The following is a 13250-nucleotide window of genomic DNA, read 5'->3' on the forward strand; positions in this document are numbered from 1 at the left end:
ACAATGGCAATACGTTGTGTCAATTAGGGCGATCGTTGTACAACCTTAAAATCCCATACAACCTTTTCTTTTTGTATTTCATTGATGCGTATGATCTTGGAGTCTATTCCCATACGGTCATACCCATTGGCCTCCATTAAAATTTCATAATATTCCGGTACGTACCCGAACGTTTTTACCATGGTTTTTTCCAATGTTTTTCGCAGTTCGGGATTGGTGAAATTCTTTAGTCCCTCATCGGCACCAATATCCCATAGCCCACCAAAAAGGTAGATTTTATTGGTGCCGGGGCCAGGGATTTTTGAGATAAACGTGTAATCCTTGTGGCCCTCGCTCGGGTTTCCGGTAGGGGTATAAGTAGTCTCTTTTCCACTTTTGGGATCGGTATATACCAAGCAGTAGTTATCGACGAAACTGTAGTCCGAATTATCGAAATAGCTTTGAAACATGCCTATGGTCTTGAGCATGCCGACCACAACAATATTATGGTCTTGTAGTTCCACGGGATTGAATCGGGAAGCCGTCCTCAGCGAAAAACTGCGGTCGTGTGGGATAAAGGTCTGCGAAATATCCTTTATCCAAAAACTGCTATAAAAAGGCAGCATGGTAAAATTAAGGGTATTGGTCTTACTGCCCATACCGGCAGTGTTCATGTAGCGTTCGTAGTCCTCTTTAGAATTGATTTCCGGATCCCGTACCAAACGGCGATTATTGGTATTCGCATGATATTCGTTGAAAATGTAAAAATCGCCGATGACTACGGTCAACGGTACGTCGGTCGAAATGAGGTCCGACCAAAGTCCCGTGTCCTTCTGGCCCGTAGCAAGGCGCGTTAGTGCCGGAATTGCCCAGACCAAAGCCGATAGCACGAAAACCGTTACCGCCGGTATTACAAGATGTTTTGGTCTTATTTGTTTTGTCCAACCTTGGCTAGGTGCCTTTTTTTCAATAAACAATTTGTAGTTCCCCTTAGGTAAGAGCAAACGTTGCGCGTTATTGGACCCTATGGAATTATAATAGGTGTCGATTTTCTTTCGAAGATGATAAATGTATACCCGTATTAACGTGCTCTGGGAAGGGTCAAAGTTTTTTCTACCAAAAATATCGAAAGCTATGGTACTCTCTTTTGGAATATTTCCGGAAATAGATGCCTTGGCAAGATAAAGTAATAGGCTCGAATAGGTAGAAGAGCCTTTCATGACCGATGAGGTGGCTATGCGTTGGGCCTCCTCTAAAAGTGCGTTTTCTCCCATAGGATCAAATTGTATTTCTGTTTCAATTAACGGTTAATAAACGGTTTTTAACTGTGATTTTATCAATTTAAGTAGATAAGTTTAAGAAATATTCAAAAAATAGATGTTTTTGTCGAACTATTCTTAGTGTCGTGTAATCCTAATCATAGGATTGTTTGGCTTCGGATACTAGGCACGAAACACCTACTGCCTTAAATGTATCATCAAAAACCTTAAAATCATGAAAAAAACTACGTTAAAAATAGTACTCTTTTTTACACTCTACTGTATTGGACACTTCATGGGAAGTGCACAGGACAATGTAGGTATGAATCTCGGAGATCCCAGAAGTGGTCTGGTCTTTGTCGATATCGTAAAAGATACGCGCGGCTTTCAGAAACCCGATAAAGTCGATGGAAAGTTTGTGGCTTCGGCAACGGACTCCGGAGGTTGGCCGACGGAAGATTTTGTTTTAACCTGTTTTGACCTACGGAACGGTAGAGGGTATGGTAGTGAAAACAGCCCCGCACAGGATCCAAATCCACCACGATTGAACGTCGATGGTATTTATAAGGCATCGTTTAAAGGTATTGCCGAACGCATACGGGTGAAATTCGATGGCGAAATCCTTAACGAAAGTTATAATGCGGCTACAAATACCACGACCTTTGATATCGATTTTAGGACAAACCTTCCTGGACGCCCGTTTTTTCAAATAGAACTGATAGGAACAAAACGCAATCCTTCATCGGCTCAAAATACGGGCATCACGGATTTGAAAATCGTAAGGCCCGGTTATGAACTGGATACCGATCAAGTGTTTACCGATTTATGGCTGAACGCCATTGCACCTTTTAGTATTTACAGGTATATGGATTGGTCCCAAACTAACGGAAATGCTACATTTTCCAATCCGGATCAGGAATTGGGACCTTTGGAAATCAGCTGGAATCAGCGTAGGGTAGCTCGTGAAAACGATGCTACAACAATACGGGCCGGGTCCTTTGACAATAGGGGACTTGCATGGGAGACCATTATCGATCATATTAATATTACCGGAAAGGATGCCTGGATCAATGTACCGATCCATGCCAACGATAACTATGTCCGTAATTTGGCACGTCTGTTTAAAAACAGGTTGACCGCCGATATCACCCTATATGTGGAGTACAGTAACGAAGCTTGGAATTTTGCGGGGGCTTTTTCACAGACCGATTGGAATTTTCAAAAGGCGGTACAAGAAGCCAATAGCGGAAGCATCATCGCACAAGGTGCCAATGGTAACGATAACCTGTGGGCCGCGCGAAGAATGGCCAAACGAACTGTGGAGATAGGGCAGATCTTTCAGAATGAAGGAGTGGGAACGATAGGGGGTAACCTCAGACCGGTATTACAATATTTTGCTTCCGCACCCGGAAGTGCCGCAGCTGGAAGCCCTTTTTTGGCCACGGTGGCAATGGTGGAGTTTATTGAGGACAACTACGGTCCCGTAAATCAGTACATTTCATCGATTTCACGTACGGGCTATTTTGGAGCGGCAACTATCGATGCATTGCCCGAAGGGTCGAGCGTGGCCGAAATTCTTGAAGCGGCGGAAGCCGGCATTCCTTCGGATTATCAGGATTTTGGAGACTTTGCCTTGGAAAAAGGCTTGGAATTTTCGGTTTATGAGGGCGCTCCCGGCCACCGCGTGAACGCTACCAAAAATTTATTGAACAGGGTACGTGCGGAACGAACGGCAGAAATGGGGGAACTCATCAAGAAAAACTTCTATGATGGCTTCAAGGCCAACAATGGTGGTGCCTTCATGTATTTTGCCTCCCATAAGTTTTACACCCAATCGGGTTTTTGGGGAACTACCGATATCATTACCGACCTAAACAGGGGATTCAAATATAAAGCATTGATCGATATTATCGATGGAACCCCATTTGACCGTAAACCGATAATCGCAACAAGTTCGCTGCCTGTGGGCCTGATAGGGGAGGAATACAATGCTGCCATTCGCGTCTCGGGAGGAGATTTGCCGATTACGCTACAACGCGTAGCAGGGCGTTTGCCCAATGGCCTTTCCATTTCCGCCGGAGCGATTTCGGGAACACCGACCCAAACGGGAAGTTTTACGTTTACGATTCAAGTCCAGGATGCTACTGGGGACCGGGTCTCAAAAGCGTTTACTTTACAGATCGGTGAGGTGATCGATATTGCCAGGGTTCCTACGGCCCCGGTTATCGATGGTGAAATCGATGATCTTTGGAACTCCAGGCCGGAATATGCCCTCAACAACGTACTGGTAGGTGGAAGTACGTCAAGTTCGGACTTTGCGGTACGCTTCAAAAGCGCCTGGGATACTACGGCGCTTTATTATTTGATAGAGGTTACGGACGAGTCGTTGATCAATGATTCCGAACAAGTGTTTCAGGACGATGGGGCCGAGCTCTATTTGGATATCGGACATGATAAATTGGCGGTTTATGGCCCGGACGATTACCAGATACAATTTGGGTATGACGACGATGAGGTCGTTATAGGGAAAGGGCTGCCCATTGCCAACATTCAAAAATCTCAAGTACGAACGGCCAATGGCTATCGAATCGAGTTTTCCATACCATGGAATTCCCTTAATGCTACGGTGGCAGAGGGAACATTGTTAGGTTTTGATGTACACGCCCAGGACGATGATGATGGTGGCGACCGCGATACCAAAGTTTCCTTCAACGCAATAACCGATGTCTCATTTCGGGATCCTTCCAGCTTTGGCATAGCACGTTTGACGGGAGACGGCGATGTACCTCCTAATGAGTCGGAATATTTTTATATACAACAAAAAGTTTCGGGGGAGTATTTGCGGCCCGCAAGTCGGTTTGTAGGTGCTAAAATGCGCGTGTTGCCGAAAACGGACAGTGATTTCTTTTTATGGCGTAAGGTAGCGGTTCCGGGAAGCTCCGAATACTTTTTTTTAGAGAATAAGGGAACCGGTCATCGGTTTCGTCCGGTAGCGGATAATCGGGGCGAAGGCACTGCCATACGCTATAGTGTAAACGCCGCAATGGAGGCAAAACAAAGTTTCTTGGAAGGTACGGCCGTGCAATGGGCATTAGTGGATATTCCAAATGATACCTATGGATATCTGGTCAATAGACAGGCCACCGGTTTTCATGTTCGGGCCCGGACCAATACCAATAGGGATTTGGTACTTAAGCCGGATACGTGGAGAGGCGACCATACCAGATGGCTTTTTGAACCGGCAAACGCTAGGCCCGATGCCATCAATGCCGTGGCAAATGTAGAAGATGTATCTGAACAAGCAAATGGAACGGAAGAACCGGAAATATCCTATTTTCCGAATCCGGTACGATCTACGCTATACCTCACTGGAAATGCAGTGGGTAAAGTTTACGGAATCTATGATTTGAACGGGAAACTTATGGTAACAGGTACCTTTGCAGAGGGCAATGTAACGCGTATCGATCTTAGTAAGCTGAGCCAAGGTATTTATATCGTTCAAACGGGAAAGAAACGTTTTAAAGTGATAAAGGAATAGTATTGATTAGCTATTTGATGGGGATTCCGGTCGTATATCGTGGCCGAATCCCCATCATTCCTTTAAAATCGTGGTCGCCAACTTACGGATGGTTTCCAATAGCAGGGACAGGTGGGCATACGTAGTAAGGGGATTCATGATAGTAGTCCTTAAATAATGCACTGTTCTAAGTTTGGTCTGAACAATATAAAATGTACCATCTTCCAGTAGTTTTTGACGTATTTTCTCGTTTAGTGCATTCAGGTCTTGCATTTCCATTACAGGGTCGATATACCGAAAACAGACAATGTTCGAAACGGGCGTGACCGCCAATTCAAAATCCGTTTCCTTTTCGATCATTTCTCCAAATAACCCTCCCATATCATACAAATGGGTAAGATAATCGTCGAAAATGGATTCCCCATATAGCTTTAGCATACTGTACCAGTGAATGCTCATCATGTTTTTGGTACATTCGAACGTACGCTTTCCGGAGTTATACCAATCTTCATGATCTTCCTGGGTCAGGAGGTAATCGGCCTTTTGACTAAAGGTGGCATTTGCGTTTTTACCTTCCCTCATGAGAAGGGCGGTGGTAATCGTTGGCATCATCATCATTTTATGGCCATCGATCACTACGGAATCGGCCTGGTCGATTCCCGAAACCGTATGCACGTATTTTTCGGAAAAAATGGCCGCTCCGCCATGGGCACCGTCAACATGGAACCATAGATCATATTTTTCCGAAAAGGCGGCAATGGCGTCTAAATCGTCATAGACCCCGGTAGCGGTGGAAGGGGCGCTTCCAACAATAGCAAAAACATGAATCCCTTTTTTTAAGGCGTTTCGGTAGGAGCTTTCCAACTGCGAAACGTCCATTTCATAGCCGTCCGTCGCCGGGATCTTTATAATCCCTTGTTCTCCCAGTCCCATTATTTTTGCGGCCCTATCGACACAGTAATGTGCTTCTTCGCTTACGAGAATACCCAGTTGTTGGGAGTTTCCTTCGTTCCATACATCATGGGATATTTTTGCCTTTCGTGCGGACAAAAGGGCGGTGAGGTTGGCCAAGGTGCCTCCAGAGGTTAAAAATCCCCTTGCATTTGTATCAAAACCTATTTTTTTACATAGAATATCGGTTACCACCCGTTCTATGGCCGATGGTGCCATTCCCATTTCATAAATGGCCATTCCATTATTCAAAAGCGAACTGATCATACCGCTCAGAGCGGTAAGCGGGGCCGTAGGACTGACCTGATGCCCAATATAGTGGGGATGGTGAACATATGTCGTGCGCGCTATCATATTCGAGAACATACTATCCACTTCGCCGTTTTTCAGAAAATCCTTCCAAAAACGGAGTTCTTCGTCCGGGGTATTCCAATGGATGGCACGGTGCGACTTTTCCGTTGTCTTATCTTCCAAATGATCGGCCAATTGGTCGATCAAGCGGTGTCCCCTTTCTCGAAATTTTTCCGAATCATATACGTTTTTCAAACCTTGCTCTTTCATGTGTTAAAAATAGTTGCTTGTATCTTGTAACACAAGTTTGATCGCAGCCTGATCAAAACGGTTGGGTTTTTGACGTTTTGGGTAACATCCACTACAGAACTTCTAGCTATCTTATGGGGCGAATTGTAATTCAATTCAATTCAACGAAACGAACGAAGTTTTGAAGTTAAGGTGTTTCCTTTTTTTTATTTTTTTTTGCTATCAGGTTCTAGGGCAAAGTCCTACTGTGGTATGGACCCGGAAAGATGGTGGCGATCGCAACGAATTGGTGTTTTTTCAGAAATCGGTTATGCTGGAAGAAACACCTATAACAGCGAACCTGTATCTTTATGCCGACTCTCGATATGCACTGTATGTCAATGGCACCTATGTCAACTTTGGCCCGGTACGATCTTTTCATGAACATCCCTATTATGACAGCTATGATTTAGCTCCATTGTTGCGCAAAGGGGAAAATTGTTTGGTGGTAAAAGCGCTGAACAATGGATTGGAAACCTACCAACTATTTGATTATCATGGTGGGTTTGCTGCATGGGGGGAAATAAAGACGCGGCAAAATCGAAAAATAGACCTGAGTTCTTTAGAATGGCGCTGTCGTACTTCCGAGGGATTTCAAAAAGATATGCCCCGTTTTTCTTTTGCCACCGGGGCCATAGAGAACTGGGACACCTCCAAGGATATGGGTTGGGACCATTGCAACTCTAAAGATGGTAATTGGCAAACGCCGGTTGTGGTCGGACCAAAAAAATGGGGTGTTTTTCAGGCCCGGCCCATACCAAAACTCACCCAGACCGAAATTGTAGCGGAGGCCGTCCGCGGACCTTTTCCGTTATTGGATACCGAAGACCTTTATTCCTTCAGAATTCCTACTCCTGACAGGAATGGGTTGGAATACAATACATCACAAAAAGCTATCGGATACACTTATTTGTTCAGCGAAACGGAAAAAAAGGTGAATTTAGGGCTGTGGTGGGGCGACTACTATTTGAACGGAAAACCGTTACCCCCAAATAATCTCGCCGAGGAGGCTACCTACAGGCGAAACCATACTGGGCAACTTCATAAGGGATGGAACCTGTTGGTCGTAAAATATAGCATCATTTGGGGGTCTTGGGATTTTTATTTGGCCGTCCCAAAAAAGGAACGGATAACGGTATCAGCGGAAAGAAAGAAAGCGGGGACGAATTGGTTCAAGACCTTTTTACCACAAAATAGTAAAAATCAACGTGTTTATGATGCGGTCGACCTTACCAAAAAGGAGCTATCCCTAGAAGAAGCGTTCAATACGGAGTTTATTGACCACCCCAAAAGTATTACCGCAAACCATCCGGTGCGGGACATGGTATGGAAAACACCTGGGAAGAGGAAAAGTATGGATTCAATTGTCGAAAAAGACCAAGCACGGAGTTTTAAACTTGCCGCGCAAGGAACGGGACTACAATATGAGATGGAAGAGACACAGTTGGGCCGTTTTTTTGTGGAGGGCGATTTTCCCAAGGGAACGGTAATCGATATTGGTTTTAGCGAAGAAAAGCATGTGGATGGGGGCCCATGGTTATACAAACGTTTTCAAGTAGCGGCAGGGTTACGTATCATAGCCGATGGCGTCGCCCGACGATACGAATCGTTTAAACCCTATGGTGCCAAGTACCTTCAACTGAATCTCTATGGCCCCGAAAATGCGGTGTCGGTCGAGAAGGTAGGAATGGTACGGCAGGTATATCCTTTTCAAACGATAGGGCGTTTTGAATGTAACGATTCCGTAGTCAATAAAATTTATGGCGCAGGTTGGAGAACGTTACAGCTTTGTGCCGAAGATTCCTATACCGATACCCCTTTTCGCGAACGTGGGCTATATGCCGGCGATATGCTTCCCGAACTGGCAATAACTATGGCCATGAGCGGTGATATGCGCCTTGCCAAACACTCCTTGGCCGTTTTTCAGGACATGTACAAAGAAGAGATGCGCGACGGCAAACAGAACCGGCATAACGACTTTCCCTTGATAACCCTGTTGACGGCGGACTACCTGAAGCAATACACCGGGGATAGTACCTTGGCCAAAGATTACTATGAAAACTACGCTTCGCTTTTAAAGCAGCATTTGGCTCGAAAAGGTACTTGGGGACTCGTACATGCCGATCGGGTTTTTATCGAGTGGACCGATTTGAATAAAGAAGATGCCTATATGACGGCATTCCAGGCACTTTTGGTAAAGAGCTTAAGAACGATTGCGAACTGGGCAAGTGAACTCGGCAAGGTTTCGGATGCGCGTTTTTTTAATAAGGAAGCCGATATGTTGACGACGGCCATCAACACACATTTATGGGATGCGGATAAAGGGATGTATATCGATGGGGTGAAAAATAATAACAAGATTGTAGATCATCATTTAACCAGTAGTATCTGGCCTGCGTTTTTTGAGGTCGCCGATACCGCACAGATAACGGCTATTTTAAGCAACCTCAAGAAAGAGTTGGGCACGATCGGAACGGTATCCCGAAAAAGAAAGATTACTCCGTACAGCTCTTTTTATTTGTTTGCCTTGCTATACCGGCATGGGGAAATCGCTACGGCCGAAGCTTTTTTAAAACGCCATTGGGCGCCTATGGCGGAGCATTCCTCTAGACCGACCACCTGGGAAAATTTTGACATCCAAGGAAATCAAGGTACTTCTAGCCACGCCTGGAGCGGCCATCCGACCTATTTTTTGGCGACCGCCGCATTGGGAGTGCAATTGGGCTGGTATCAAAACCTAGATCGGGAGATCATCCAAATCTCACCACAATCCTCACATTTGGAATGGGCCAAAGGTACGGTGATGCACCCGGCAGGTCCCGTTACGGTATCATGGACCGTTGTAAACGATGAATTGCACTTGCGCTATAACGCGCCCAAGGGAAAGAAAGTCAATATAACCCCAAAGGGTCGGCTCGGAAAACTATCTTTGAAAGTCGTTCATGATAGGGACTTGAAGTCCACAAAATAGGTTCTGTGAAATCGACGATTTCTACTATTACAAAGGTAATCGGTCAGTTAAGGAAGTGAAAAAAATGGAGTTCATCGAGCATGTTCTGTAATAACGCTTTTTGGGCTTCGGTATAGTAAAACATGTCGATACTTAAGGAAAACCCATTGATTTCGGTAAAATACGTAATAATGTTTTTGTTCTTTCCGCCCATTAATATGAACATCGTTTGCTGTTCTGGCCCGCCAAAGCTTTCCATACCATGGTATTCCCGAAAAGAAACACCGGATATTTCCTTAATTGTTGGGGAACGGTACCCGGGATGGTGGAGGTTTTGGAATTGTTCTTCATAGGCAGCGGCCGAAGCTCCCGCTAAATTATGCACACGAATACTTAGTTGGTAGTCCGCGCCGAAGCGCTCCCTTTTTGATCTTTCACTATGATATGCGTTCCACTCCGCTATGGAATTGGTTTCCTTGAACGACTTCATAAAATCAATTTTTTCCAGTTTAGGTTCAATAATCACTAAAGTGAGGTCTTCGATCGTACTCGCTTTTTGTGGAACCGCATTGACGGAATCCGTTATTTGAAAGCCGGTTTTTAGGTAATCGTACCTTTTGTAGGTAGCGTTATGCCCTTTTGGAACCGATAAGCGGAACGCAAAAAAATCGTTACAGTATTCCATACCCTCCACAGTACCGTAATCCATATAAACCGGAACAGTGTTTTCGGTTAAAGTAACTTTTGGTCGGGATACATGCAAATTGTAAAGATAATATACCAAACTGCCGATACAGATCAGTATGGTTCCAATGGTGAGTACTCTAATGGTCGGATCTTTTCGTTGTGTGGTCATAGGTGTTAGTATAGTAGATTTCCACAACTAAAAACACCCCGGATTTCCGTAAAAACACCACCCTGGAAAAGAGTGATTTTTTGGTACTTGTATGGAAAATGGTAGTACTATTCGAATAATAGCGGATACGTTGCTTAGTTCAAACTGTTCGAAGTGGTAATCACACTTTCTGCGGCATTGATTACTTTGGCATGGCTGGAGCTTGCAAATTGAATGCCCATGCTACTCACCGTCGACTTCATTTGGTTATAATCCTTTGGTGTTTTCACCATTTCCTTTAGATTTCTACTTTCTCGGATATAGGTATCCAAGTTGGAATAAAAAATGACAAAGGGAGCGGGCCTGCTGATGTTCATTTCAGCTTTTAACCTTTTTGGGTCTTTTGATAGTTCTTTAAAGGCGTTATAGTGTTCGATAACCGCGGCCAATGATTTGTCATACGCCTCGAAGTCGATATTTTCATATCCGTCATAGGGCAGTTCATATAATGGTGCGGTATGTTGTTTTATGCTCGCCAACAACATCCCACGGGCATATAAAAGATCAAGTCCTTCTTCCTTATAGGAAGCCATTTCCTCGCTGAATAGCTTTGCATCTATTTTTTGGAGTGCGTTACCCAATTGGTCGCTAGCGTCCAAATATTCTTTTAGGTGCTCGTTTACCTGGGGGTACAATTTTGAAGATGTTTCAAAATCGTCCTCAAGATAGGACTGCAGCTTATAGTAATCCGACAGTTTTTCCAAAGGTCCTTTTAGCGCATTGTACGAAGCGACCAATTTTTTCCCCAACCCATCCAATTCGGAAATGGCGGGCTCTTTCTTTAGCATCGACTCCAAACGGTCGATATAGGAGTCACCGTTTACTGCGGGCACGTAATAACGGTCTTGCTTTTTTTTGGGTTTTCCAGTTGCAGGGTCGTGCAAGTCGGTAACTCGGGTGTACGCTTCTTCCACCCTTGGGCTAATGTTGTTCCAAACGGCGATATATTCGTTGTATTTATTGATATAGGTCTGTCTGGAATCGGCACCTGTTTCGCTTAGGATTTCCTCGGTGGATGTCGCAGATGATTTTGGTGTTTCTTTACAGGATATCGTGCCCATTAAAACTGTAGCCACGATACCAAAACGGATGATTTTCATAAGTGTTGCTATATTGGTTTATTTTTCGCTCCAAAGGTACATCCCGTGCCGTATATGGGACTACTGTTTGTGGTTAAAAAGTACTCCCCTAAAATAGGGATAGGGATAAAAAAAACCGCCCCAATGTTGGAGCGGCCTTTCCTTCCGATTCAAACAGAATTCAATCCGAATTAGTCAAAGGTATACCCGTTGTCCGCAGCTACCTTGTCGGCAATTTGAGTGCGCAAGGCTACTACGTTCGGGTTATTGGTGTATTTTGTGAACCGCTTGAGGCCCATGAGCATCATGCGTTGTTCATCGCCTTCGGAAAAGGAAACTATGGCTTCTTTTCCCTTGCGAATTACGATGTCCGTAGCTTCGTAAAGGTACAGTTTTGCCATTGCAATTTGTGTGGCTTGGGACGCTTCCCCAAAGCGCTTGGCGTTTTTCTCGGTTCTAAGAATGGCGGATTCGGCCATATAGACTTCAATTAAAATATCGGAGGCGGCCATCATCAGCTGCTGATGCTTTTCAAGTTCCGGACCAAACTTTTGAACGGCGCTACCTGCGACCATCAGGAACACTTTTTTCAAACGTGCTGCCAAATCTTTTTCTTCCGCAAAAAGCTCGGAAAAATCCGGAGCATCGAATGATGGGATTCCCATCAATTCTTCTCCTACCGCGGTAGCCGGACCCAATAGGTCTACATGGCCCTTCATCGCTTTTTTGACCAACATTCCTACGGCCAACATCCTATTGATTTCGTTGGTTCCTTCGTAAATACGGGCGATGCGCGAGTCTCTCCACGCCGATTCCATTGGAGTATCGGCACTGAAGCCCATTCCGCCAAAAACCTGAATTCCCTCGTCCGTGGTCGTCTGGCAGTCTTCGGAAACCGCCACTTTTAAAATGGAACACTCGATAGCATATTCCTCAACGCCTTTCAGTTCCGCTTCTTGATGTGAATTTCCTTCCGCTTCTCGAATCGCAATACGGTCTTCGATATTTTTCGCGGCACGGTAACTTGCCGATTCCCCAACATAGGCGTTGGTCGCCATAGTGGCAATTTTGGCCTTAATGGCCCCAAAATTAATGATCGGGGTTTTGAACTGCACGCGTTCGTTGGCATACTTTACCGCTTCCGTGATCACACGGCGTTGCGCGTCCAAACAGGCAGCGGCCAGTTTAATACGTCCTACGTTAAGGGCGTTCATTGCTATTTTAAATCCATTTCCGCGTTCGGAAAGCATGTTTTCTACCGGTACCTTGGTGTCACTAAAAAACACCTGTCGGGTAGAGGAGGAGTGGATTCCCAATTTTTTTTCCTCGTCTCCTAAGGAAATACCGTTACTAGGGTCGTTTTCGACTATAAATCCGGTAATATTCTTATCATCTCCAATCCGTGCGAATACAATGAACAGGTTACAAAAACCGGCATTGGATATCCACATTTTTTGTCCCGAAATGGAGTAATGCTTACCATCTTCTGAAAGGACAGCCTTTGTTTTACCCGAGTTTGCGTCCGAACCCGCTCCAGGTTCCGTCAAACAGTAGGCTCCGAACCACTCTCCGGTCGCCAGTTTTGGCACGTACTTTTGTTTTTGCGCTTCGTTTCCGTACAGGGTGATGGGCATGGTACCGATTCCCGTATGGGCGCCGAACGCCGTGCTAAAAGATCCCGTAGCACCGGAAATATAGTCGCATACGAGCATCGTAGACACAAATCCCATTCCCAAACCACCGTAGGCCTCCGGAACGGCGATGCCCAAGAGTCCCAATTCACCAGCTTTTCGCATGGTTTCTTCGGTAAAGGCGTAGTCTTTGTTTTCAAAACGTTCCCATTCCGCCCAAAGTTCGCGGTCTACAAACTCTTTGGTACTTTCGCGCATCATTTGTTGTTCTTCGGAAAGGTCTTCCAAAGTGAATACATCTTCGCATTGTGTTTCTTTTACGAGGAATTGTCCACCTCTAAGAATGTCTTTTTGCATCGTTTCTGTGCTCATAATAAACTAGTATTAAGTATTTAGTAGAAAGTATTGAG

At 45.0% G+C, this 13250-nt stretch carries 7 protein-coding genes; 2 read left to right on the forward strand and 5 right to left on the reverse strand.

The features are described 5' to 3' along the window. Nucleotides 1–23: 23 nt before the first annotated feature. Complete coding sequence (locus ACRD7P_RS09695; RefSeq protein WP_430907357.1) at nt 24–1253, reverse strand: hypothetical protein; 1230 nt, start codon at nt 1251–1253, stop codon at nt 24–26. 220 nt (nt 1254–1473) lie between these two features. On the opposite strand from ACRD7P_RS09695, the gene ACRD7P_RS09700 reads away from it, so the two are divergent. Then, complete coding sequence (locus ACRD7P_RS09700; RefSeq protein WP_430907358.1) at nt 1474–4776, forward strand: sugar-binding protein; 3303 nt, start codon at nt 1474–1476, stop codon at nt 4774–4776. Nucleotides 4777–4830: 54 nt separating this feature from the next. Here ACRD7P_RS09700 and ACRD7P_RS09705 read toward each other — a convergent pair whose 3' ends face one another. After that, nucleotides 4831–6267 (reverse strand): pyridoxal phosphate-dependent decarboxylase family protein, encoded by a 1437-nt coding sequence (locus ACRD7P_RS09705; protein ID WP_430907359.1) that lies wholly within the window; start codon nt 6265–6267, stop codon nt 4831–4833. A 226-nt stretch (nt 6268–6493) separates the two neighbouring features. On the opposite strand from ACRD7P_RS09705, the gene ACRD7P_RS09710 reads away from it, so the two are divergent. Further along, entirely contained in the window at nt 6494–9256 is a 2763-nt protein-coding gene (locus ACRD7P_RS09710) for an MGH1-like glycoside hydrolase domain-containing protein (protein WP_430907360.1), read from the forward strand. Nucleotides 9257–9299: 43 nt separating this feature from the next. Here the strand turns inward: ACRD7P_RS09710 and ACRD7P_RS09715 are convergent, their stop codons facing one another. The 3 genes from ACRD7P_RS09715 to ACRD7P_RS09725 form a co-directional block, all read right to left on the reverse strand. Further along, the gene (locus tag ACRD7P_RS09715) at nt 9300–10091 is read right to left on the reverse strand and encodes a hypothetical protein (RefSeq protein WP_430907361.1); all 792 of its coding nucleotides are present in this window, start codon (nt 10089–10091) and stop codon (nt 9300–9302) included. Nucleotides 10092–10225: 134 nt separating this feature from the next. Beyond that, entirely contained in the window at nt 10226–11230 is a 1005-nt protein-coding gene (locus ACRD7P_RS09720) for a DUF3829 domain-containing protein (RefSeq protein WP_430907362.1), read from the reverse strand. A 170-nt stretch (nt 11231–11400) separates the two neighbouring features. Then, a complete protein-coding gene (locus ACRD7P_RS09725) occupies nt 11401–13212 on the reverse strand; it encodes an acyl-CoA dehydrogenase family protein (RefSeq protein ID WP_430907363.1) in 1812 nt (603 codons plus the stop codon). Nucleotides 13213–13250 lie beyond the last annotated feature (38 nt).

Source organism: Maribacter sp. 2-571, from assembly GCF_050589625.1.
In the GTDB taxonomy this organism is placed as follows: domain Bacteria; phylum Bacteroidota; class Bacteroidia; order Flavobacteriales; family Flavobacteriaceae; genus Pelagihabitans.

Coding starts and splice junctions, on each gene's coding strand:
- ACRD7P_RS09695 (WP_430907357.1), bottom strand. CDS start 1,253: ATGGGAGAAAACGCACTTTTAGAGGAGGCCCAACGCATAGCCACCTCA.
- ACRD7P_RS09700 (WP_430907358.1), top strand. CDS start 1,474: ATGAAAAAAACTACGTTAAAAATAGTACTCTTTTTTACACTCTACTGT.
- ACRD7P_RS09705 (WP_430907359.1), bottom strand. CDS start 6,267: ATGAAAGAGCAAGGTTTGAAAAACGTATATGATTCGGAAAAATTTCGA.
- ACRD7P_RS09715 (WP_430907361.1), bottom strand. CDS start 10,091: ATGACCACACAACGAAAAGATCCGACCATTAGAGTACTCACCATTGGA.
- ACRD7P_RS09720 (WP_430907362.1), bottom strand. CDS start 11,230: ATGAAAATCATCCGTTTTGGTATCGTGGCTACAGTTTTAATGGGCACG.
- ACRD7P_RS09725 (WP_430907363.1), bottom strand. CDS start 13,212: ATGAGCACAGAAACGATGCAAAAAGACATTCTTAGAGGTGGACAATTC.